The sequence below is a fragment of the Paenibacillus sp. FSL K6-1217 genome, from assembly GCF_045040735.1.
GTDB lineage: Bacteria > Bacillota > Bacilli > Paenibacillales > Paenibacillaceae > Paenibacillus_AQ.
Genome location: NZ_CP150271.1, coordinates 6,366,427 through 6,389,472, shown reverse-complemented (window position 1 = coordinate 6,389,472; position 23,046 = coordinate 6,366,427). Strand labels below are relative to the sequence as shown.

Genomic DNA, 23,046 nt, shown 5'->3' with positions numbered 1-23,046 from the left:
CCGCAGGACCATGAATATTAGGCAAGCCCATCAGAGATAATAAGCCCGCATGACCATAACACCCATATCAAGGAGGCCAAAAATTTTGAATACCAACTCATCTGCACAGATCCGGGAATGCGAGCAAATCGTTCAGCAGTTGATGGCACAAACTCAGCAGGGAACGCAGAATTACCAGCAGCTTCTTCAGCAGGAGCAGCAGGATGCCGCCAAGCTCCAGGAGCTTAGCCAGCATAACAGCAAGGCCATTCAGATGATCCAGCAGGCGCTTCAGGGCCATCAGACCGCGATGCAGCAGCTGCAGCAGATCTCGCAGTCGGTCAGAGCGATGGAGCAGTTCCCGCAGACTCCCGGCTTCAATACCAATGATATTCATAGAATGAATCCGGAGCACCAGAGCTTTGGTACAGGCATTCAAGGCTTCAACTCCGTGAATCAGAACTCTAATATGGGCGGAATGAGCACAGGTATGGGAGCAATGAGCACAGGTATGGGCGGAATGGGCGCAGGTTATAACTCATCGTTCAGCCCGTCCTTCACTTCAAGCAGCCAGCCGGTGAACTCACTGCACAGCCCGATCAACGCAGGGATCAACCACCAGCCGATGCACACACCGATGCATACACCGATGTCTGGAGGCTCCTCCTATAACTCTCCAATGAACCAGGGACGAAGCTTCCAGTAAGTAGCGCGGGGAGCATAGGCCATTCGTTTATCGTTTAAAAGGGTTCTCTCAGACCGCAGCAGCGGAAGCTGAGAGAACCCTTTTGGCATAGCGGGCAGTCCCTGTCGGTCTGCGCATCGTTTAGACTACCAGCCTGCCCGTCTTCTCCGCGAGCCCAATCGTCGCTTCCACCCCGGAGTTGAACTCCAGATAATCGCTCTCCACTCCATCGCTGAAAATCACGCCATCCTCCGGCATCTGTGAGGTAATACGCAGCGGCAGACGGCTGCTGATTCTCCCGAATACCAGCTCTGCTGAAGTCGTCCGGCTCGGAAAAGGCTCCCGCACGGTGAAATACAGCTCCGGATGGTCCCAGGCCAGCCCTCTGCCCGTGCTGACTGCGGCAATCTCCGAAGAGAGCGAAGCTGTCCGTTCAGCATCTGTAGCCTGCATCTGCGCAGCACGGCTGACGATTCCTGCGGCTCCGGCGAGCACACTCTTGAGCCAGCCCGTGGAGCCCATGCCGGTCGAGACAATGATGCCGCTGGAGGACTGCTGCTCCAGCTGCCCGTTCAGCTCCAGCTGATACCGGGCCGAGACATGGGTCCGGCGCCCGATGAACAGATCGTTCACCCCGTAGAGGCTCTGGCCGTCATTCAGCTCCACCTTGGCCAGTGTCACCTCACGGACCTGGCGCTGGCTGCGCAGCACCTCCGTCACCACTTGCCGCAGCTCCTTGACCCTGAAGGGCAGGAGCACGCCATCCCAGCGCAGCGGATCAGGATTCACCCCGATCAGCGGCTGCTCCTGAAGGTATTTCAGCGTGTTGGCGACCAGTCCGTCCTGGCCCAGGACCACAACGGTATCCTGTGCCCCGAAGATAAAGTTCGGCACATGCTGCCGCTCCAGCACCTGGAGCCGGCCTATGGCGCTAAGCTCGGTCACCGCCGTCTCCACCGCTTTGCGGTATTGGAAATCCTCGCTTAAGTAGTCGCTGAAGTCGGCACCCAGCCGTTCAATATAGAACTGGGCCTGCTGGATCGTATTGTAGCGGACCACCAGCTCCTCCAGGCGTGTCTTCCGCTTGATCAGTATAATTTTGTTCTCCGATCCCCGGCTGCTCATCGTTCATTGCCTCCCTTTGCCGCATTGTTCCCTCCGCCATACGAACCGGCCATGATTCCCTGGAGCAGATCAGGCGTAATATTAAGCTGGCCGATCTTCCCGGCATTCTCCGCCAGCTCCTGGAAGGCAATGGCGATCAGCTTATCCGGGTTCATGCCGACATTCGTCAGTGCCTGCAGGACGTTAGGCGATACATTTTGCAGCGAATTCATTACCGCCGTCAGCTCGTAAGCCTTGGCATCCGCTTCGGCTCTCTTGTTCGCTATCGCCAATTCAATCAGCGCCTGCTTCTTCTCCTCCAGCTCCGTATCAAAAATCAGCTGTTCTTCCTTCATCTCATTCTGCTTCTGCTTCGCTGAACGGTCGGAGTCCAGCAGCGCCTCACGCATCTGTCTCTTCTTCGTCTGAACGGCAATCTCCGTATTCAGCTCATTCTCCTTCACCCGCCGCTCCTGCTCAATCGAAGCGTTGCGGCGCTCATAGAGCGCATTATCCGCATTACGGAGCATCTCCTCCCTGGCCTGCGCCTCCAAGGCCCGCAGCGTCTCCTTATTCGGCACAATCGCCAGGATGGACAGGCCCATCAGCTCAATGCCCAGCTTCTCAATCTCCGCACTCTGGCCGATTTCATGGGTAATCGTCTTGGCCAGACGTTCACTGGACTGGATGGCCTCCTTCAGCGGCAGCTGCCCGAGCTGCTTCTTCGTCAGCACCTTGGCGATATTGATCACCCGCTGGGCCAGCTTGTGCGGATCGTCGGAGAGATAGGTGTTCTTTTTGAGATTATAGGTGTAGTTAAGGATCTGCGTGGTCTTGCGGTAATCGGCAATCCGGTAGGTCAGCTGTCCCTGGACGGTTACCGTCTGATAGTCTGCCGTAATTTCTTCGAACATGAATGGAACATCTATCGAGGAGACAGGCACCACAACCACCGAAGTCGTCGGCGCATAATAATGAAAAGAAAGCCCTACCCCTTCACGCACTACCTTGCCATTCTTCACCTTAAGCACATATTCACTGGGCTGAAATTTCACGAACCGGAATCCGAACATGGTCATTACCTCCTGAGGGTTAATTTGTGAGCCGTCTAAGTTATTAACTTATTGTTATTATTAATTTATTATTAACATAATCTTAACAGACCTCGATGATATTATCAATATGTTATTAACAAGATGGGCAATTTTTTTTGTACAAAATCAATTCCTGCATTGAGTTTTGTCTATTGAGTAACGCCGGGCTATAATTTATGATGGCTTGACCGAGAATGATTATCATTATTGGTAATCACACTACCTTTAGGAGGCATACATACCATGAACAAGGCACGACAATCCTTAGCCATCCTGTGCATCATCTTCCTGATGGGCACCTTACTGCTCGCCTGCAGCACCAATAAGGAACAGACCAGTCAGGCACCGGCAACTACCGCTGCTCCTGCTGCGGAAGCTATTGCAGAAGCTTCGGCCACAACAGCCGCGGCTCTAGCTACAACCCGTTCATATAAGGATTACAAAGGCCATACGGCTGAGATTCCTGTGAATCCGCAGCGGATTATCTACTCCGGGGAAACATACGGCGATCTGATAGCACTCGGTGTACAGGCCGTCGGCTATCCGCTCTCCATGGGCGAGGGCCAGGTATTCGAGGACAAGCTGGGCGGCGTGGAGGATGTCGGGTTCCCGATCAATCTGGAGAAAACGGTCGAGCTGCAGCCCGATCTGATCATCTATGCCGGCATTGAGGAAGCAGATTACGAGGCTCTGTCCAAAATTGCTCCAACAATCATCTTCAATACCTTCGCCCCGCTGAAGGAGCGGATGCTGGAAATCGGGGATATCTTGGGCAAAAAGTCTGAAGCTGAGGCTTGGCTGGCTCAGTATGCGGCGAAGGAAGAGGCGATGTGGGCGCAGCTTAAATCCTCGGGCATGAAGGACGGCGAGACCGCCTCCGTCTTCACTTATTATCCGGGAAACCGGCTGTTTGTAATGGCAGCCACCGGCCTCTCGCAGGTGCTGTACGAAGAACAGGGCTTCAAGCCTACCCCGGCCATTCAACAAGTGCTGGACGCCGGGATGGGGTTCAAGGAAATCTCGATGGAGGTGCTCCGGGAATATGCCGGGGACCGGATCTTCCTCCTGACTCCTGTACCTGAAGAAGCTAAGCAATCCACTGACAAGCTGCTGGAAAGCGCGGTGTGGACAAGCCTGCCTGCCGTCAAAAACGGCTTCGTCTACACCCAGGACATCATGAAGACCTCCAGTGATGCTACCACAAGAGAATGGCTGCTCGGTGAGATTCCCGCCATGCTGGGCAAGCAATAGTCCAGGTGGCAGGGCAGACTGAAAAGCAGCTTATCAACGCCTGTTGATAAGCTGCTTTATTTTATATACAATACTGTTAATTGATAATCGTTCTCAATACAGCCTGATTCTAATCTGCCTGAAAGGAGTGCCGACCTTGCGCGAGCCTATCTCTGCCCTTCCCTCTGACCACGACCACCAGTCTGCACTCCCGTCCGTCCCACTTCGTTCCCTGTTGTTTCAGTTAAAAAGCATTGAGCTGGTGATTCAGAGCGCTGACACCTCATCGGCTGTGCAGACCGCAGAGCAGCATACGCTTCTGCTGTTTACGGGCGGGCGCGGTGAACTCGGTATCACGGAGCAGACCTCACTCTCTGTACATGCGGACAAGTGCTGTCTGCTGCCTCCCGGAACCTCGTATAGTCTCGATAATCGGGAGTTGACGCTTTATTACTATGTGCTGACTTTTGCCGCTGTTACTACAGGGGATTCCCCTAAGCTGTGCTTGGATGAACTGCTCCCGGGACAAAAAGAGCTGATCTTCCACCCCTTCACCAGAGTGATCCGGCTGGCGGAAGAACTCCTTGCGCAACCTAACAGCAGGGATGATCTCCAGCATTTCAGACAACAGCTCCGCTTCCAGGAGCTGCTGCTCCTGCTGTTTGAACAGAACTACTCCACCCGCCAGCTGCCAAGTCCGGCGCAATCGGTGGAGAGCACGATACACTTCATGCAGAATCATTATAGGGAGAGCATCACGGTGAAGCAGCTCGCAGAGCTGGCCGGCGTCTCCCCCGGGCAATATACTCCGATCTTCCAGAAGCTGACCGGACAGCGCCCGCTCGACTATCTGACCGATCTGCGCATCGCGCATTCGAAGACTTATCTGCTTGAATCCGCCGAGCCGCTGCGCGAGATTGCCCGGCGGGCCGGCTTCTCCGACGAATATTATTTCAGCCGCCGCTTCCGGCAGAAGACGGGAGTGACTCCAGGGCAATATGCCCGGTCGCAGCAGCCCCGGATTACCGTCACGGACTGGACCGGACATTCGGTCGACATCCCGGAGCGTCCGAAGCGCGTTGTCTACCACGGGGAGACACTGGGCGATGTGCTGGCGCTGGGGGTGAAGCCTGTGGGCGGCGATGAGGCATTCGCCCGGGGCAGCGTCTATAGCCACCGGGTCAAGCAGCTCGCTCATGTCGGATTTCCGCTGGACCCGCAGCTGACCCGCTCCGTCCGCCCTGACCTGATCATCCTCGCCAGCCCGGATGAACAGGTCTACCGCGGGGTATCCGGCATTGCGCCGTCCCTCACCTTCGACTCCTTCGCACCGCTGGAGCAGCGGCTGCGGACTCTCGGGGAGTGGCTCGGAAAGCAGCGCGAAGCTGAGGTCTGGCTGCAAGCCTACCATGCCAAGAACGCCACCATGTGGCAGCGTCTGTACGCCGGGGGGCTGCGTCAGGGTGAAACAGCCTCGGCGCTGTTCTATGACCATGGCAACCATCTATACGCCATGGGAATGACCGGCTTGTCCACGGCCCTGTATGCCCCCGGCGGCCTGCAGCCGACAGCGGAGATCAAGGATATTCTGGACAAGGGCCTGGGGTTCCGCGAGGTGGACCCCGCGATGCTGCACGGCTACGCGGGGGACCGTGTCTTCATGCTGATTCCGGAGCGGGAGGATTCGCGGGAAGCCATGGAGGAGCTGCTGCAGACGGAGATCTGGAGCAGTCTGCCTGCCGTACAGCAGGGTCATGCCTATATGCTGGATGGAGCCAAATGGAATTCCGGCGATGCGCTGACCCGGGAACGGCTGCTGACGCTGCTGCCCCGGCTGTTCGGCCTCTAAAAGGGCTTGAGCAGCGTACGGATGGCTTCGAGCCGTTCCGGATCAATCGGCTTCAGCGGATCACCATCCTCCCGGACCGCCGAACCAAAGTGTACCCGGCGGACTCCGGTCCGTATAACGAAATCCTTCAGATCTGCGGCATTCAGGCCGCTGCCTGCCAGGATAGAGAGCGAAGAACCGGCAGACAGCCGTTCCAGTACGGCGAGCCTCACCATGCCGCCAGGCGTATTGGCGGCAGCCGTCCCGCCGGAGGTCAGGATATCGGTAATCTGCGTATACCGCTTCAAGACCTCAAGGGCTTCAAGCTGGTCCTGCACCTCGTCAAACGCACGGTGGAAGGTGACCTCCATCCCCCCTGCCTGCTCCAGCAGCCGGTTCAGCAGCTCTTCATCTATCGTCCGGTCCGGGCGGAGCATTCCCATAACCAAAGACAGCCCGCCTACCCCGGCTATGTGCCGGATATCGCGCAGCATCGTCTCCGTATCGGCTGCGTCATACACGAAGGAGCGTGCATGCGGCCTGACCATCACTCTCACAGGAAGGCTGATCTTCTCCCGGACCGCTTCAATCAGTCCCAGACTGGGCGTTAATCCGCCTTCCCTTATTCCTGTAATCAGTTCAATCCGGTCAGCACCATAACGCTCCGCCAGGACCGCATCACTTACGGTAGTAGCTATAACCTCTAACAGCATAATTTGCCCTACTCCCCTTCTTGGTCGTCATCCTTATAAACCGTCTTACCCTTAGTATAATGAGAAACATAATAAATAGCAGGAAGGAATGTGTGCAGATGAGCATAAATCATTCATTACGAATAATCTCCGTTCAGGAGCTTAGCCCGGAGCTGATCGGGGAATTAAGCTCCTTATTGATTGCTGTAGTGAAGGATGGATGCCACCGTGATCTATTACAAACACCAATAACTAGAAACAGCACTGGACCAGAGACCAGGATTTTTCCCGCCTTTTGGAGAGTGCGTTCCCCGGATGAAGCCACTATACTGAAGAAGTTGAAATTTGGAAATCCGGAATGGAGCGGCCTGAATGATAAGACAAAGTATAGAAGCGTGGAAAATACTGATCCTCTCTCTGCCCAAAGGAATTATTGCCTTCGTAATTGCTGTTACAGGCCTGTGTGCAAGCCTGCCTCTGATTATTGTATGGGTGGGTCTGCCTCTGCTGGCCCTGACCTTAGCCTGGTGCCGCAGCATGCTGTCCCATGAACACAAGATCGTTGAAGCCTGGTCCAGCGGCAACGGCCGCCGGGGAAGCGGGCAGCCCGCTGTTACAGCGGATCATGCATCCGCCTTCCGTTGGGAGGGGCTGCGGACATTAGGACACCAGCTCCGCGAAAGGGAGTCGTACCGGGGAATCTTGTACAGCCTCCTCCAGCTGCCCGCAGGTATTCTGGGCTTCACGCTTGCGCTGGTTCTGCCTGTGGTTGCCTTCAGTGCTCTTCTGTCGCCTGTAGCCCACAAAATCAGTTCATCGGTATTCTCCTATGATCTGAATATCCTGGACCCGGAGTTCTTCTTCTTCCTCTCTGACACAACCTCGAACGAACGCTCCTGGGTTCTATGCGGAACCGGATTTGTGCTGCTGTTGATTCTGCCGCTGCTGCTTGTGGGTCTTGGACGTCTGTATGCAGCCTGGATCAGAGCCGTCTCAGGAACACACATGAACTCCGCTGCCAGTATTCCGCTTGAAATCATACACACCTGACCTCTTACAGCTTCGGAATGCACCACGGTAAAATTCAAGAAACCCGACCTTTCTAATGATGGGGACAGGGTTTCTTGTCATGTTGTGGAATATACTATAAGGGGCCCGGATACTTCGGGCTGCATTACATCATAGAGATGGAGGGAACTACTCGACATGAACATCATTAATTTCGCGCATCGCGGCGCATCCGCTGCCGCCCCGGAGAACACAATGGCGGCCTTCCGCAAGGGTCTTGAGCTTGGCGCAACCGGTATTGAGACCGACGTACAGATGACCAGTGACGGAGCAGTGGTAGTCATCCATGATGAGAGTCTTAACCGCACCACTTCAGGCAGCGGTTATGTGAAGGATAAGACGCTTCGTGAAGTACTGGAGGTGGACGCAGGCTCCTGGTTCAGCCCTGAATTCACAGGGGAACGGATTCCGACACTGGACGAGCTGCTGGATCTGCTGCAGGGCCGGGAGACGATTCTTAATATAGAGCTGAAGAACGGGACCTTCCTCTATCCAGGCATGGAAGAGAAGGTAATCGCCGCTGTCCGGGAACAAGGCATGAGCGAGCGGGTGGTGATCTCCAGCTTCAATCATTACTCCCTGGCGTACTGCAAATCGCTGGCCCCGGAGATCCGTACGGGCATTCTCTACGGGGAGGGGCTGTACCGTCCTTGGAATTACGCAGCTACCTTGCAGGCGGATGCGCTGCATGCCCATCATTCCTCAGTGCTGCCGGAGTTCGTGAATGCCGCTGCTGAGAAAGGTGTTGTCTATCATCCGTGGACGGTTAATGATCCCGAGCGGATGCAGGCATTAATCGAAGCAGAGGTGGCGGGGATCATTACCGATCATCCTGATGTTCTGGCCGGGCTTTTGGCTGCCAGAGGCATCTGAATGATGTAACACGGCTGCGCTGTCCATAGGATGGCGCAGCCGCTATTGTCAAAAAAGCCCCACAAAGTGGGACTTTAGGCTTCGAGATTCAGTCGGTTTTTCGCTTACATCCCGCCCACGCACGCACCAGCACAATGTGTTCGGTTTTTCGCACCAGGGATTGTTGAACCAAACATTTATTGTGCTCTTGAGCTGCTGACCAACTTCACGGAAGGAATGCGGCTCTCCTGCTTGTATACGGCATAACGTCCGCTTCCCAGTTGCTTGGCATTGTACATGGCGGAATCCGCCTCCTGAAGCAGCTGCTTCGGGTCAATCCGGCCCTGGCTTATCGTGACGCCTACACTGGCGGACACGAATAATTCTTGGCTCTCCAGCTTATAGGTACGGGTGATGCGCTCCAGAACCTTAAGGGCAAGCTGCTCTGCCTCCTTGCGGCTGCAGCGCTTGGCGATAATGACGAATTCATCTCCGCCTACCCGGAAAATATGCCGTTTGCCCTTGCAGGTGAACTGCTGCAGGCTGGTGCCTACGGCCTCCAGTAACAGATCCCCTGTATGATGGCCTAGGCTATCGTTAATCGATTTGAACCGGTTCAGGTCCAGATATAATACGGCAAGCTGCTCGCTCAATTTGCAGTGGTCCCAGAAATGATCCATGCCGTTCTTGTTCAGCAGGCCGGTGAGCGTATCCCGGTAGGCCAATTCCTTGAGCTGTTCACGCTCCCCAAGGATCATGCGCATGCGCAGGAACAGGTATAGAATACCTGCGAGTGTCAGCATGTACAGGGACAGAGAGATCAGCAGGCTTCTGCCTTCCGTAGTGAAGCCGGTCAAAGCTCTTCTGCCGAGCAGATGCATGCCGAAAAGTCCGGCACTGATGACCAGCACCACCAGACTCGAGCGGACCGCCCGGGCTCTTTGCGGTTGCCTGGCGAAATCCCTTGTCAGTCTGAGCGTGCTATATACGGTCAGGACTCCTATAAGTATGGATACAATCGTCAGCATATAATTGCGGGCCTCTTCCACGATTCTTACGCCCTCCTTCAAACCAGTCAATGAATTCATAGATTTATAGCTTTCAAGCGCCACTGTACAGGATCAGACTGAACATATTCTGAACAACCCGGCATAAGCAGCCGGGCTCAGTAACAGCACTATGCATATTATCGGCAGAACCTGCGCTTTAGTGAGATGGAATGTTATGGTATTATGCGTCGATATGCTCAGCGCTGTTGTACATTTCACAGCTCCAGCTGTCATTTTCTTTGACCAGACAGGTGATGGAGGTGTTCTTCAGCAGCACGCTGACGTCAAGGGACGGCACAAGCCCGGTCAGTGTACTGCGCAGAATGGCCCCGTGGCTGACTACCAGCACATTGCTGCCGGGATGGCGACAAGCAAGCTCCTCAATGGTTCGGACTCCCCGCTCGCGGGCCAGCTCCTGGCTCTCCAGCCTCATATCCATCGTCTTCCACTGGCTGCCGAAGCGCTCAATCCGCTCGCTCTCTGTAGTTCCTTCGATCAATCCGCCGTTCATTTCCCGGATGCCCGGAAGGAGACCGGCCAGCGGAATGCCCAGCCTTCCGGCGATGGTCTCCGCCGTCTGTCTGGCCCGCAGCAAATCGCTTGAATAGATATAATCCCATGCTTCGCCGCTAAGCCGCTCCGCAAGCACGCCGGCCTGCCGGAAGCCTTCCTCGTCCAGAGGATTATCCGTGTGGCCCTGTACCCGGCCCTCCTGATTCCAGCGTGTGCTGCCGTGCCGGATTAAGCCTATTCTTGTCATGATCGCTACCACCTTATATGTAGATATTCTAATGTGATCCCATTATAAACCAACCCGCCACTGGATGCATGCTCCATTGACGGTAACGGGAGACGATTATATGATGGTAGCTCAAGTGCTGCATTCTGGAGTCTGTTCCAGATTCATCCTAACCTGCAGATTATACTGCCACAACCTAAAGGAGATTTTGTATATCATGAAAAAAATGCTCACCCTCTTTACCGCCTTCTGCCTGTTGGCTGTCCTTCTTCCAGCCCTGCAATCCGGTGCCGCTGCGGCGCCTCAAGCCAAGCTTGCCGTATACGTCGACAAGGACAATCACTCCTTCATTCCGCTCCGCTTCCTGAACGGCTTCGCCGGTATCCAGTCCGTGCTCACCGCTTCCGGCGGCCAGATTCAGATGTCACGCGGCGGGAATTCCATTACCTTCACTCCAGGCAAGCCCGGGGCTTCCGTCAACGGCAAGCCTGTTAGCAACAATATGCGGCCTTTCAGTGAGAACGGGACTACCTATGTCCCCTTGTCTCTTGTAAGCCAGACACTCGGCATACAGCTCCAGTGGAACAAGGAGGCCGGGTCGCTTACGCTGACAAGCGGGGCTGATACAGGCACCGCTGTGACAGCCACCTTACCTGTACAGAACGGCACCCTGATCAAGAGCAGCTCGCCCGCTGTAGTCAGCGGACATCATACCTACAGGGTGGGCGGGCGCTCCTTCAGCGTCCAGACGGTCACGGTATCCCTGCTGCATCCTTCAGTGAAGCTGGATGCCGTTCTGGCCGGCAATACCGTCGGCAAGACCGAAGCTCTTGCCAGCATCGCCAAGCGCAGCAATGCCGCTGCTGCTATCAACGGCACATTCTTCAACGCTTATACCGACGGCGCCTTCAAGACCCCTTACGGTTACATCATCAGCGGCGGCAAGATGCTGAAGAACAGCTCCGGGGACAAACGGACCGTATTCGCCTATGACAGTAACCTTCTGGCTGAGCTGATTCCAGGCAGCGAATTCAAGGCACGCTTCGATGCTGGTTCTGTTCACGGCGCACTCCAGGCAGGTCCACGGCTGCTGGTGAACGGGAAGGTCGCACTGAATGTGGCAGCCGAAGGCTTCAAGGACCCGAAAATCCTGACCGGCGGAGGCTCCCGCAGCGCCCTGGGTATCACCCGCGACCATAAGCTGATTCTGCTGACCTCCGGCGGGGCGACCATCCCCCAGCTGGCGCAAATCATGAAGCAGGCCGGAGCCTATCAGGCGATGAACCTGGATGGCGGCGCCTCCAGCGGCCTGTACTACAATGGCAAGTATCTGACCACGCCGGGACGCCTGATCAGCAACGCGCTGGTCGTTCAGACTAAATAATGCAGAGCTGATCTATTCAAATACGAATGAACCCTATGAAACTGCCTTGCCGGAATGCTGTGAAGCTGCCATTCCTGACAGGCAGTTTCTTTGTTGTGAATTCCAGCGTCTCTTCTATTCGCATGGTTAAGGCAGAATAAGGAATCTGCACACGGGGGATAATACACCAACACATCCAGATTCCAGCAGAAAGGGGCGCCCAGGATGCCTCAACAACCCAAGAAGAGCCGCAAGACCGCCTCAGATCCCGTAGAAACCTCCGTGCCTGCACCGCTCCCGCTGAAGCTCTCCCTTGAAGCTAATTTGCAGGAGCTTAGCCGCCGGATCGGCAGCAGCTCGGATATTGTCATCCGCAATTATAAGAGTGAAGCTCTGCATCCCCTTTCCCTGGCCTTCATCTATATTGACGGTCTGGTCAACACGGATACCGTCAACCAGACGGTACTCCAGTCGTTCATGGAGAATAGTACGCTGAACGGAGACACGGTTACCCCTGAAGCTGCCTTCAACCTGATTAAGGATCGCATGCTACCGGTTGGGGGAGTGAAGGAAGGCCGGACCCTGGAGGTGCTGCTGCCCCTGCTTTTTGACGGCTATACCCTGATTCTGTTCGAGGGGCTTCCGGCCGCATTGGCCGCGGACACCTCCGGCTGGGAGAAACGGAGCATCAATGAGCCGACCTCCCAGGGGGTGATCCGCGGGCCCAAGGAAGGCTTCACGGAGAGTCTGCGCACCGGGACCTCCATGCTGCGCCGCCGCCTGAAAACCTCCGATCTGCGGATTGAGGAGTATACCATCGGCCAGCGTACCGGGACCGGGATCGCCCTCGTCTATCTGAAGGGGATCGCCAGTGAACAGGTACTGGCCGAAATCCGCCGCCGGCTGAACGCCATCAATACCGATGCCATTCTGGAGAGCAATTATATTGAAGAGTTCATTCAGGACGGCGGCCTGACACCTTTTCCCACGATTCAGAATACCGAACGTCCCGACGCCATGGCCGGGGGCATTCTGGAAGGGCAGGTCGGGATTATCATTGACGGCACTCCCTTTGCCCTGCTGGCCCCGTCCACCTTTTTTAACTTTTTTCAATCCAGTGAGGATTACTACCAGCGGTATGATATTTCATCCTTCCTGCGGCTGATCCGCTATGGTGCGTTCTTCGTCTCCATGCTGCTGCCTGCGCTCTACATTGCCGTGACTACCTTTCACCAGGAGATGCTGCCGACCACGCTCTTGATCAGTCTGGCTGCCCAGCGGGAAGGGGTACCGCTCCCTGCATTTGCAGAGGCGCTGCTGATGGAGCTGACCTTCGACGTCCTGCGGGAAGCGGGGGTACGTATGCCCCGCACCATCGGGCCGGCCATCTCCATCGTCGGTGCGCTGGTGCTGGGGCAGGCTGCCGTTCAGGCCGGGCTGGTCTCGGCGGCGATGGTCATTGTGGTTTCTTTTACCGCCATCTCGAACTTCGTAATTCCGTCACTGGCCATCGCCAACTCCATCCGGCTGATCCGCTTCGTGATGATGTTCATCGCCGCCTCGCTCGGTCTGTTCGGTATTATGTCCTTCCTGATGGTGCTGCTGATTCATATGGCGGGCCTGCGCTCCTTCGGCGTGCCCTATCTGTCTCCGGTTGCGCCGATGATTCCGCGTTATCTGAAGGACATCTTCATCCGGGTTCCGCTGTGGAGCATGAATATGCGCCCTAAGACCAACCTGGGCGAGGAGACCCGCAGACAAGCCCCTAACCAGAAGCCGAAGCCGGCCGAAGACGCAGCTCAGCCATCACCGGTTCAGCCTACGCGGCAGGAAGAGGGGCCAGCATGAATGGCAAAATCGGCACCACCCAAGCCGCCATGCTTGTCGTTAATACCATCCTGCCGACAGCCACTGTCGTGCTGCCTATCATTATCAGCACGTATGCAGAGCAGGACGCTCCGCTGGCGATTATTGTATCCACTCTGGCGGGTATGCTGTTTGCATGGATCGTCGGGGCTGTGATTCAGAGCAGCAACGGTGCTCCTTTTCTAGAGTGGGTGGGGGAGAAAAGCTCCCCTGTAGCCGCTGTGATCCTGGGTCTGCTGATGCTCCAGTTCTACCTCGATACCTCTGCAACCATTCTGCGGGAGTTCGTCAATTTCCTGAAAGAGAACGTGCTGATCAACACCCCGGTCACCGTGCTGGTCCTGCTGATTCTCTTCATCACCATTTACATGGTAAGGCAAGGCATTGAAGCGATTGCCAGAGTGAACAGTCTGGTGATTCTGCTCTATCTGTTCTTCGTACCGCTGTATCTGTTCGGGCTCTACAGTGATCTGAATGTGCATCATCTGCTGCCGATGTTCGATCACAGTCTGTCTGAGATCACACTGGCAAGTCTGACCCCGACTGCATGGATGTCTGAGGTGGCGGTACTGCTGTTCCTGGCGCCTTACCTGCAATATCCGCAGCGGGCCAAGATTATCGGCTGGACAGGACTGCTGTTCGTTGCCACACTGATGATGTTCTCCCTGATCACAGCCCTGATGGTCTTTGGCCCGGAATTCATTAAGCTCAGTACCTACCCTGGATTCGCTACTGTCAGCATTCTGAGGATAGGCCGGTTCATAGAGAAGCTGGACATTCTCTTCATCTCGTATTGGGTGCTGTCGATCTATCTCAAATTCGCGATCTTCCTGTTCGTGACGGTGGAGTGCTTCAAGCAGACCTTCCGGGTCAGCAGCAGCCGGCCCTTCATTGGCGCGCTGGGTCTGATCATTGCCCTGGAGTGCCTGTTCTCCTGGCAAAGCTCAGCCAAGCTGGACGTCTACAACAAGGAAGGACGGTTCGTGGTCTTCTTCCTGTTCAATGTACTGGTTCCGCTGGGCGCGGTCTTGCTGAACCGGGTGAAGAAGTCGAGATCGAGACGGAAAGGGTGGGACACATGAACAAACCGGGCAAGCTGCTGCGTCTTCTGCTCTGCCTTCCGCTCCTCTCCCTGCTGCTCTCCGGCTGCTGGGATGACCGGGAGCTTAACGAGCTGGGCATTACCTCCGGCTCCGCCTATGACTGGGAGAACAATCAGTGGAAGGCAACGTACCAGGTGATTAATCCTTCCTCAGGCGCAAGCGGCATGGGCGGCAGCGGCGGAGGCAGCACAAGCTCACCGCCCTTCCTGACCTTCACTGTCAAGGGACGGACGATTATGGAGGCCATTGAACGGACGAATCTGACCAGCACGCGGGAGATGTTCTTCTCTCACTCCAGAATTACCGTCATCGGCGAGAGCCTGGCCCGGCACGGGATCAACCAGCTGATTGATATGTTCCTGCGCAAGCAGGATGCCAGAGAAACGGTATTTGTGTTCATCTCCCAGGGAGATGCCGGGATGATTCTGGATCAGCTGATGCAGATGACCAAGAATCAGGGGGCCGGCATCCAGCTGATGATTGAACAGGAATCGAAGCTCCTGTCCTACTATCCCGGAACCCGCCTGTATGAGCTGGCGATGGCGCTGTCCTCCGAGTCCAAAAGCGCGGTGCTGCCGGAGATTCTGCTGACCGGCTCCCGGACGATGGATGAGACCAGCGAGACGGCGGTTACTGATCTGCCCTCGCGCCTGGCGCTGGGAAGGCTGGGCGTTATCAAAGGGGATACCTTCGCGGGCTGGCTTAGCCAGAAGCAGGCCTTCGGGCTTTCTTTTCTGACCGATAATGTTGATTCTGCCACCATCGCCTTCCCCTCCCGGCCGGGGGCAAGCGACGAGCTGGACGCTTCATTCATCCTGCAGAATTCGGCCACCACTGTCCGCCCTATCTGGGACCAGGATCATTATGTGATGGAGGTTAACGTCAAGGGCAGCGGAGTGCTGACAGAGCTTGGCAGTGTCATGGATCTGAACGACGGTAAGGCGATCCGTGAAATGGAGGCTTCGCTGGAGCAGAGAGTGCTGGAGCTGATGAACAACTCCTGGGCGGAGGTCAAGCGGCTGGGGGCAGATGTCACGGGTTTTGCCGTACGAATACACCGGAGCGATCCAAAGCGCTGGAAGCAGATTGAGAAGGAGAAGCGCTGGGACAGCGTGTTTCGGGAGATTGAGATCCGCCCGCAGGTCTCCATCGAGATGGAACGGACCGGACTCAGCAATAAGTCGTTCAAGTCCGTCCAGCAGAAGTAAAGGAGCGGATCTATGAAAATAGCAATTACTGTTCTGCTCTATGTACTTGCCTACGGGTGGGGGTGGACGAAGCTGCGCGGAGAAGGGCACCGCCGGCGCCGGGTCTTGCTTGGCTGCATTATGGGATATGGGGCTTATCTTAATCTGTGCGGAATTACCGATACCCCTCATCTGTCGCTTGGCAGCCTGTATACGGCATACTTCCAGCCTGTCGGCAGAGCCATTATCTATTGGTTAGGAGGCTGAGAAGCCATCATGGTGAACAAAGAACAGGTCAAAGAACAGGTCTCTTCCCTGCAGATTGCGTTCATGATTATGCTGTTTGAAATCGGCAGCACGCCGCTGTTCCTGCTTGGGGGCACCGCCAAGCAGGATTCCTGGCTGGCGATGTGTGCAGGTTCAGCGGCGGGCTTCGCCCTGCTCCTTGTGCTGATGTGGATTCAGCACCGGTCTCCGGGCACGGATCTGATCGGTATGCTTAAAGCTCATTTCGGCACCGCTCCGGGGGCATTCATCGGCGCGGTCTACAGCCTGTATTTCGCCTATGAGTCCATGCGCAATGTCCGCGATCTCGGCGAGCTGACGGCAATGACCCTACTGCCGAGAACTCCGATGGGCGTTACGATGCTGGTGTTCGTGCTGCTTGCCCTATATGCCATTTGGAAGGGGGCGGAGGTGGTCTTCAGGCTGCCGGAGGTACTGCTGCCGGTCATGCTCTTCTTCTACCTGCTGCTCATTCTGATGCTGGGCATCATGGGGGCGATTGATTTCCACCGTCTGGCGCCGGTCATGGAGGGCGGGGTGATGCCGGTCCTGCAAGCGGCGCTGCCGGAGATCGTCTCGTTCCCCTTCGGGCAGATGATTGTGTTCCTGATGCTGTGGACGTTATGGGAGAAGCCCGGGATGCCAGTAAAATACACAGTGAACGCCTATCTGCTCATCAGCGCGTTCCTGATCTTCATGAACGCGCTGAATGTGGCGGTGCTCGGCCCGGCGATCGCGGGGGTGAGCCAGCTGCCTTTTCTCAAAACCGTCCGGGTGCTGTCGAACCTCAAATTTGTCGAGCGGCTCGATATTCTGGTCACCATCCAGCTCTTCCTGGGACTGCTGATCAAGATGATGCTCTTCTACTTCTGTTCCGTAAAAGCTCTTGCAGAGCTGACCGGCAAAACGGCCAAATGGTGGGTCTTCCCTGTGGGGGCAGTCATCTACGGCTCCTCATTCCTGGAACGGGATTACACCCAGCATATCGCCATCGGCCTCGGGCCAAGCCTTAAGCTTGACCCGGTATTCCAGGTCGCCATTCCGCTGCTGCTGGCACTGTCGATCTGGGTGCGGGGCCGGTTACAGCGTTCAGCTTGAAGCAGAGTGCTCCGGCTGCTGGTCGAACTTCAGATTCTGCGGCCCGGTCGGAAGTTTCTCCGCACCTGTAGAGCCATCCGTTACGGGAACATCCTTGCCTACTTCCTCGAATTCACATTCCCCCAGCCATACCTATCCGCTTCCGCTCAGCAGAATTCCGATATTGATCACATCGGCTTCGGACGGAATATCCATGACGCAAGCATAGTGGTTCCATTCCGTGGTTCCTTGTATGCTCCGCTTCTGCATGTTGTCAAAAGCTAACATATTCTGCTGATGATCATCCACTCTCATCCACAGACCGCTCCAGCCGGAGACATCCTCCGTTCTTACGAACCCGGAGAAGCGCATCCGTCTCCCCCGATACTCTCTTGCCTGAAACTGCTGCATCAAGGTTCCAAAACCATTGTCGTCCTGCGTAGCCTCCTCATTGGAATGAAGATGCATGGAGGGACTTGTCTTATAGCAGACGCGGGGATCGATCTCTACCTTATAGTTCGGCGGGCCCGGATATATTCAAGGACATTTTTGTTCACATATTTACGAAAAATCCGGTGAAAATGATATTTGGACAATCCCGCTGCCTTGGCCACCTTCTCCAAATCCAAATCCTCTTCCAAATGCTGCTCAATAAATTCGATACTCTTATGAATCAATTGATAGTGAATGACGCTCACCCCCTCCACAACTCAAAGTATATAGCAGATGCCGGAAACACTTTTGATTAATCTTGCTTTATTTTTCTTTCCCTAGGGAAACATTATTGTTGCAAGGACAAATTTATTTACATATACTAATATTGTGGCAGGCTGCAATATTCTATGCCCTGCACAATATACTGTACAAGTGCATATTTCATACTTAAGGATAACTATACCTATTCATTCCTTATTCATACGAAAGGGGGCGAGCTTATGGCCGGAGCCGTAATTCCATTGTCTGAAGCTGCTAACGGCAGCACGCTGCGTATCCGCGGCATCGAGGTTCAGGGCGTGCTGCGCAGAAGACTGCTGGATCTCGGATTTGTCGCCGGGAATAGCGTAGAAGTGCTGCGGCGCAGCCCGCTTGGCGACCCTACAGCTTACCGGATCAGCAATACGACCATTGCCCTGCGGCGGGAAGAGAGTTCCCTCATTTACGGCGAATTGATTGGAGGCGGAGAAGGATGAGCGAGTATACTGTCGCTTTTGCCGGCAATCCCAATACGGGTAAGAGCACGCTGTTCAACCTGCTGACCGGCATGCGCCAGCACACCGGCAACTGGGCGGGCAAAACCGTAGTCACCGCCGAAGGGCGGTTCACCCACAAGGAGCATACTTACCGGGCCGTAGACCTTCCCGGGACTTACTCGCTCTACTCCAATTCCGCCGATGAAGAGGCGGCGCGGGACTATATTATTTTTGAAGAGCCGGATGTAACGCTGGTGGTTCTGGATGCAACGTCGCTTGAGCGCAACCTCAATCTGGCCCTGCAGGTGCTGGAGATTACGGGACGCGCCGTGGTCTGCATCAACCTGATCGATGAGGCCAAGCGGCTGGGCATTGATATTAATCTGAAGCGGATTGCGGAGCGCCTCGGGGTGCCTGTCACGGCCATTTCGGCCCGTAACCGGATCGGCATTGTAGAGCTGCTGGATCAGATTGAGCGTGTGGCTACTGGTGAATTCAAGGCGGATCCGCTGAAGATCACCTATAACGATGAGATTGAGCAAGGCATTGCCGAGCTGATCCCGATGGTGGAACAGACAGTCGGCGCCAGGTATCCGGCACGCTGGATTGCCCTGCGCCTGCTGGACGGTGACCACAGCCTGCTGGCTTCCCTCAAAGCCCACATGGGACGCAAGGATATATCTGTAGCGAAGGAGGTGGCCCGCCATGGAGTCACCGCATGCCATTAACGGCCAAGACCCGCTTGATTCCCTGCTCGCTACCGCGAAGAAGCTGGCAGACAAGGGGGCCGTCCGCGACGAGATCGTCAGCGGAATCTATGGCGTATCGGCCGGAATCTGCAGCGATGCCGTCACCTATCACGACAAGAAGAAGCTCGGCAGCACCTACAAGCTTGATAATATCGTCACCTCGAAAATCTGGGGCTTCCCCATTATGCTCGCCGGCCTTGGCCTGGTATTCTGGATTACCATTGCCGGAGCCAATTACCCTTCCGGCTGGATTGCCTCCCTCTTCAGCTGGATCGAAGGCTATCTGACCGCCGGCTTCGAGGCGGTTCATGCGCCAGCCTGGCTGCACGGCGTCCTTGTTCTGGGACTGTATCGCGGAACCTCATGGGTCATCAGCGTTATGCTGCCGCCCATGATGATTTTCTTCCCGGTATTCGCGCTGCTGGAGAATTTCGGGTATCTGCCCCGGGTCGCTTTTAATATGGACCGCCTGTTCAAGAAATCCGGGGGGCATGGCAAGCAGGCCTTGACGATGTCGATGGGCTTCGGCTGCAACGCTGCCGCTATTCTGTCCACCCGTATTATTGAATCGCCCCGCGAACGGATGCTGGCCATTCTGACCAACAACTTCGTCCCGTGCAATGGCCGCTGGCCTACGCTTATCCTGCTCTCCTCCATGTTCATGGTCGGGGCGGCAACCACCGGGGCACTGCGTACCTTCTCGACGGCGCTGGTGCTGATGGGCATCGTGCTGGTCGGAATTGTCGTCACCCTGAGCGTATCGTGGGTCATGTCCAAAACAGCGCTGCGCGGTGTCCCCACCCACTATACCCTGGAGCTGCCGCCTTACCGCCGCCCGCAGATCTGGAAGACCATTGTCCGCTCCTCGAAGGAGAAATCGCTCAATGTGCTGACCCGCGCCATCATCGTGGCCGCTCCGGCAGGGATCATCACCTGGATTCTCGGCAATCTGTTCATCGGCGGCGAGAGTGTGCTTAATCATATGGCCGCGTTCTTCGATCCGTTCGCGCAGCTGCTCGGCATGGACGGCTTCATTATCATGGCCTTCATCCTCGGCCTGCCCGCCAACGAAATTGTGCTGCCTATCCTGCTTATGGGCTATATGTCCTCCGGGGCCATGGTCGATATCGAGGGTCTCGGCAGCATTAAGGACATCTTCCTGAGTCATGGCTGGACCTGGCTGACCGCGCTGAATATGATGCTGTTCTCCCTGCTCCACTATCCTTGCGGCACCACACTCGTGAACATCTACAAGGAGACCAAAAGCCTGAAATGGGCCGTACTCTCCGCCGTGATCCCGCTCGCTATCGCTATCGGCGTAACCTTCGCTGTGGCCTCGGCGGCGCGGCTGTTCGGCTGGGTGTAAATCATGCAGAGCACTATTCTCCCGGACGGGCGGATAGTGCTTTTTTGCGCTCTGTGGCGCATCCTTCGCGGCCCCCCCCCCCCCCCCGCCGTGCCAAATGTGATCGGTTTTTCGATTACATTTGACCCGTACACCCCCGTGGTTACGGGCGTTAACGGGGAAATAGGGGCATCTGTTCCTCTGCCATTTGACTCTCCCTCTCACTACATGTTAGGGTGATTTGGAAGCTACTATTTTCCGGGAGGGATTGTTCATGACAGCAGTGAAGCTCAGTATTGATTATGATGCATTTGAAGAAGGCAAGCGGATGGAGACGGAGATTGAACGCTTAAGCGGAAGCCCTGAGGCCGCCGGCCTGACCAGCCTTACGATTGGCGACTGGGGACAAGCCTACGAGAACAGCTCGGAGGAGGTTGCCGAGGCGCTCGTGAAGCACAGCGCAAGCTTCCCGGCACTGCGTAAGCTGTTCATCGGGGATATGAGCTACGAGGAATGTGAGATCTCGTGGATCACCCAGAGTGACCTCTCCCCGCTGCTCCCTGCCTATCCGGAGCTTCAGTCATTGACGATCCAGGGCGGTACCAGTCTGCGGCTAAGCCAGCTGCAGCACGACAAGCTCGAAGAACTGATTATTATTACAGGCGGACTCGGCAAGGATGTGCTGGCGGATATCGCAGCTTCCACTTTGCCTAACCTGCAGAAGCTAGAACTCTATCTCGGGGTGGACAATTACGGCTTCGACGGCGGGCTGGAGGACCTTCTGCCGCTGATCGAGCCCGGGAAGTTCCCTAAACTAACCTATCTTGGACTCAAGAACAGTGAGATCCAGGACGAAATTGCCGCAGCCCTGGCAGATGCGCCGATTCTGGACCAGCTCCATACCCTGGATATGTCACTGGGAACGCTTAGCGACACCGGCGCTGAAGCGCTGCTCGCCAGCGAGCGGGTCAAGGGACTGAAGCTAATCAACCTGAGCCATCACTTCATGTCTGACGAGATGATGCAGCGGCTGAAGGACAGCGGATTGCCGGTCGATGTCAGCGACCAGCAGCAAGCCGATGACGATGACGACTGGCGTTATCCGTCGATCACAGAATAATGCAGCCCGCAGCCCCGCTGATTGTCTTCTGCCAGCCCGGCGACAGGCGCTCGGCCGGTATCCAGCAGGCACGCTCGCGCCTCGGGATGCCCCCGGCGCTGCTGATTCCCTACGCCGGGCTGCTGGAGGGCCAGCCGCTGGCTGATCTGCTTACGCTGGCTGTGCAGCAGCAGGCTGCCGGGCTGCCGGAACAGGTGAGCCGGCAGCTCCGGGGCGCAATGCCGGAACCGCCGGCGCTGAACGGGACGCAGGTTCCGGCACTGCCGGCTACAATGGACCGCAGCAGCGGAGGATACTCCGCACCGGAGACCGCAGCGGAACCGCAGCACCTGCTGCCGGATGCTTCAGACGGCAGCTTCAGCGCGTACTCCGCGCTGGAGCCAGCCGCAGCAGCGTGCCCCCCGCTGCTGCGGCTGGAATCCCCCGGCGGCAGCTTCGCGCTGGAGCGGGCGCTTATCGCGCTGGGCGCACCAGATGCGCCGGACACGGACGACTCGCTGCACCCGTTCGGGCTGCAGCCGGACCTGAGGCCGCTAAGCTTCAAAACGGCCTCAGCCTTGAAGGAGCTGCCAGGCGTGCTGCATCACCCGTCCCAGTGGTTCCGCGGCTACTGCCGCCTGCTGGCGCGGCTCCGGCAGGAGGCCGGGCAGCTCCTGCCCGCCTCCCGCTGGACCAATGATCCGGCGGAGATTGCAGCCATGACGGACAAACGCCGGACCCAGCAGATTCTGGCTGAGGCCGGCGTCTCTGTTCCCCGTCCGCTTCGCGGCAGCGGCGGACATCCCCCCGTGGACTACGCTTCCCTGCGCGAGCTGATGCTCTCGCAGCGGATGCACCGCGTGTTCATCAAGCTGGCCAGCGGCTCCGCCGCTTCCGGCGTGATTGCTTATCAGCTGAACCCGGCAACGGGGGCTGAGTCGGCCGTGACCACTATCGGGGTCGAGAACTATATCACCCGTCCCCCGGTGTATTATAATTCCGGCAAGCTCCAGCGTTATACGGATTCCGCCCGCCTTGCCGGAATCATTAACTGGCTCTACCGCCACGGCGCTTATGCCGAGCAGTGGATTCCGAAGCCCGGCATCAGCGGGCATTCCTTCGACATCCGGCAGCTCGTTGTCGCAGGAAGAGCCTGCCATGCTGTCGCCAGAGTCAGCACTACCCCGATTACGAATCTGCATCTGCGCAGCCGGCGGATGACCCCGGCGGAGGCCGGGCTGACCGAAGCGCAGCAAGCGGAGGTACGCCGGACAGCGGAGGCTTCACTGGCCGCTTTTCCGAATTGTTCGGTGGCGGGAATCGATGTGCTGGCGGGAAGCTCCGGACAGATGTATACGGCGGATGTGAATCCTTTTGGCGACTTGCTATACGATGTTGAATACCAAGGCTGCAGCACCTACGAATGGGAAATGAAGCAGTTGTCTTAGGAGGAATCCGGCCC

Annotated in this window: 23 protein-coding genes; 16 read left to right on the top strand and 7 right to left on the bottom strand. The window is 56.5% G+C overall.

Going from position 1 to position 23,046, the window contains the following annotated elements; translation table 11 throughout:
* Positions 1-85: 85 nt before the first annotated feature.
* The gene (locus tag MHH28_RS28100; RefSeq protein WP_405107857.1) at positions 86-685 is read left to right on the top strand and encodes a hypothetical protein; all 600 of its coding nucleotides are present in this window, start codon (positions 86-88) and stop codon (positions 683-685) included.
* Positions 686-805: 120 nt separating this feature from the next.
* On the opposite strand, the gene MHH28_RS28095 is transcribed toward MHH28_RS28100, so the two are convergent.
* Entirely contained in the window at positions 806-1,789 is a 984-nt protein-coding gene (locus tag MHH28_RS28095) for a sugar kinase (protein WP_405107855.1), read from the bottom strand.
* The gene (locus MHH28_RS28090; RefSeq protein ID WP_405107852.1) at positions 1,786-2,841 is read right to left on the bottom strand and encodes an SPFH domain-containing protein; all 1,056 of its coding nucleotides are present in this window, start codon (positions 2,839-2,841) and stop codon (positions 1,786-1,788) included. The genes MHH28_RS28095 and MHH28_RS28090 overlap by 4 nt, the downstream gene beginning before the upstream one ends.
* Positions 2,842-3,105: 264 nt before the next feature.
* Between MHH28_RS28090 and MHH28_RS28085 the strand changes: the two genes are divergently transcribed.
* Positions 3,106-4,113 (top strand): ABC transporter substrate-binding protein, encoded by a 1,008-nt coding sequence (locus tag MHH28_RS28085; protein WP_405107849.1) that lies wholly within the window; start codon positions 3,106-3,108, stop codon positions 4,111-4,113.
* Positions 4,114-4,249: 136 nt separating this feature from the next.
* Positions 4,250-5,941, top strand: coding sequence for a helix-turn-helix domain-containing protein (locus tag MHH28_RS28080; protein WP_405107846.1), 1,692 nt, complete (start codon positions 4,250-4,252; stop codon positions 5,939-5,941).
* On the opposite strand, the gene MHH28_RS28075 is transcribed toward MHH28_RS28080, so the two are convergent.
* The gene (locus MHH28_RS28075; protein WP_405107843.1) at positions 5,938-6,633 is read right to left on the bottom strand and encodes a copper homeostasis protein CutC; all 696 of its coding nucleotides are present in this window, start codon (positions 6,631-6,633) and stop codon (positions 5,938-5,940) included. The two genes, MHH28_RS28080 and MHH28_RS28075, sit on opposite strands and share 4 nt — an antisense overlap.
* A 351-nt stretch (positions 6,634-6,984) precedes the next feature.
* Between MHH28_RS28075 and MHH28_RS28070 the strand changes: the two genes are divergently transcribed.
* Both MHH28_RS28070 and MHH28_RS28065 read left to right on the top strand, forming a co-directional pair.
* Positions 6,985-7,662 (top strand): sensor domain-containing protein, encoded by a 678-nt coding sequence (locus MHH28_RS28070; protein ID WP_405107841.1) that lies wholly within the window; start codon positions 6,985-6,987, stop codon positions 7,660-7,662.
* Positions 7,663-7,818: 156 nt separating this feature from the next.
* Complete coding sequence (locus MHH28_RS28065; RefSeq protein ID WP_405107838.1) at positions 7,819-8,553, top strand: glycerophosphodiester phosphodiesterase; 735 nt, start codon at positions 7,819-7,821, stop codon at positions 8,551-8,553.
* 176 nt (positions 8,554-8,729) lie between these two features.
* Here the strand turns inward: MHH28_RS28065 and MHH28_RS28060 are convergent, their stop codons facing one another.
* Both MHH28_RS28060 and MHH28_RS28055 read right to left on the bottom strand, forming a co-directional pair.
* Positions 8,730-9,620 (bottom strand): diguanylate cyclase domain-containing protein, encoded by an 891-nt coding sequence (locus MHH28_RS28060; protein WP_405107835.1) that lies wholly within the window; start codon positions 9,618-9,620, stop codon positions 8,730-8,732.
* Between the two features lie 142 nt (positions 9,621-9,762).
* Entirely contained in the window at positions 9,763-10,341 is a 579-nt protein-coding gene (locus MHH28_RS28055; protein WP_405107832.1) for a histidine phosphatase family protein, read from the bottom strand.
* Between the two features lie 196 nt (positions 10,342-10,537).
* Here MHH28_RS28055 and MHH28_RS28050 point away from each other — a divergent pair, with 196 nt between their 5' ends.
* From MHH28_RS28050 to MHH28_RS28025, 6 genes are all read left to right on the top strand, one after another.
* Positions 10,538-11,704, top strand: coding sequence for a phosphodiester glycosidase family protein (locus tag MHH28_RS28050; RefSeq protein WP_405107830.1), 1,167 nt, complete (start codon positions 10,538-10,540; stop codon positions 11,702-11,704).
* Positions 11,705-11,908: 204 nt separating this feature from the next.
* A complete protein-coding gene (locus tag MHH28_RS28045; RefSeq protein WP_405107827.1) occupies positions 11,909-13,531 on the top strand; it encodes a spore germination protein in 1,623 nt (540 codons plus the stop codon).
* A complete protein-coding gene (locus MHH28_RS28040) occupies positions 13,528-14,631 on the top strand; it encodes an endospore germination permease (protein WP_405107824.1) in 1,104 nt (367 codons plus the stop codon). Before MHH28_RS28045 ends, MHH28_RS28040 begins: the two co-directional genes overlap by 4 nt.
* A complete protein-coding gene (locus tag MHH28_RS28035; RefSeq protein ID WP_405107821.1) occupies positions 14,628-15,860 on the top strand; it encodes a Ger(x)C family spore germination protein in 1,233 nt (410 codons plus the stop codon). Before MHH28_RS28040 ends, MHH28_RS28035 begins: the two co-directional genes overlap by 4 nt.
* Before the next feature lie 12 nt (positions 15,861-15,872).
* Complete coding sequence (locus MHH28_RS28030) at positions 15,873-16,106, top strand: hypothetical protein (RefSeq protein ID WP_405107818.1); 234 nt, start codon at positions 15,873-15,875, stop codon at positions 16,104-16,106.
* A 9-nt stretch (positions 16,107-16,115) separates the two neighbouring features.
* Entirely contained in the window at positions 16,116-17,222 is a 1,107-nt protein-coding gene (locus MHH28_RS28025) for an endospore germination permease (protein WP_405107816.1), read from the top strand.
* 132 nt (positions 17,223-17,354) lie between these two features.
* Here the strand turns inward: MHH28_RS28025 and MHH28_RS28020 are convergent, their stop codons facing one another.
* Together MHH28_RS28020 and MHH28_RS28015 are read right to left on the bottom strand one after the other, a co-directional pair.
* Positions 17,355-17,612, bottom strand: coding sequence for a hypothetical protein (locus MHH28_RS28020; protein WP_405107813.1), 258 nt, complete (start codon positions 17,610-17,612; stop codon positions 17,355-17,357).
* A 95-nt stretch (positions 17,613-17,707) separates the two neighbouring features.
* Positions 17,708-17,878, bottom strand: coding sequence for an AraC family transcriptional regulator (locus tag MHH28_RS28015; protein ID WP_405107811.1), 171 nt, complete (start codon positions 17,876-17,878; stop codon positions 17,708-17,710).
* Between the two features lie 258 nt (positions 17,879-18,136).
* Between MHH28_RS28015 and MHH28_RS28010 the strand changes: the two genes are divergently transcribed.
* The 5 genes from MHH28_RS28010 to MHH28_RS27990 all read left to right on the top strand — a co-directional run bounded on the left by MHH28_RS28010 (position 18,137) and on the right by MHH28_RS27990 (position 23,032).
* Positions 18,137-18,391 (top strand): ferrous iron transport protein A, encoded by a 255-nt coding sequence (locus MHH28_RS28010; RefSeq protein ID WP_405107808.1) that lies wholly within the window; start codon positions 18,137-18,139, stop codon positions 18,389-18,391.
* Complete coding sequence (locus tag MHH28_RS28005) at positions 18,388-19,119, top strand: FeoB small GTPase domain-containing protein (RefSeq protein WP_405107805.1); 732 nt, start codon at positions 18,388-18,390, stop codon at positions 19,117-19,119. The genes MHH28_RS28010 and MHH28_RS28005 overlap by 4 nt, the downstream gene beginning before the upstream one ends.
* Entirely contained in the window at positions 19,097-20,506 is a 1,410-nt protein-coding gene (locus MHH28_RS28000) for a nucleoside recognition domain-containing protein (protein ID WP_405107802.1), read from the top strand. The genes MHH28_RS28005 and MHH28_RS28000 overlap by 23 nt, the downstream gene beginning before the upstream one ends.
* Before the next feature lie 253 nt (positions 20,507-20,759).
* Positions 20,760-21,605, top strand: a complete 846-nt coding sequence (locus tag MHH28_RS27995) for an STM4015 family protein (RefSeq protein ID WP_405107800.1) — start codon at positions 20,760-20,762, stop codon at positions 21,603-21,605.
* Positions 21,605-23,032, top strand: a complete 1,428-nt coding sequence (locus MHH28_RS27990; protein WP_405107797.1) for an STM4014 family protein — start codon at positions 21,605-21,607, stop codon at positions 23,030-23,032. Before MHH28_RS27995 ends, MHH28_RS27990 begins: the two co-directional genes overlap by 1 nt.
* The last annotated feature ends 14 nt before the right edge of the window (positions 23,033-23,046 follow it).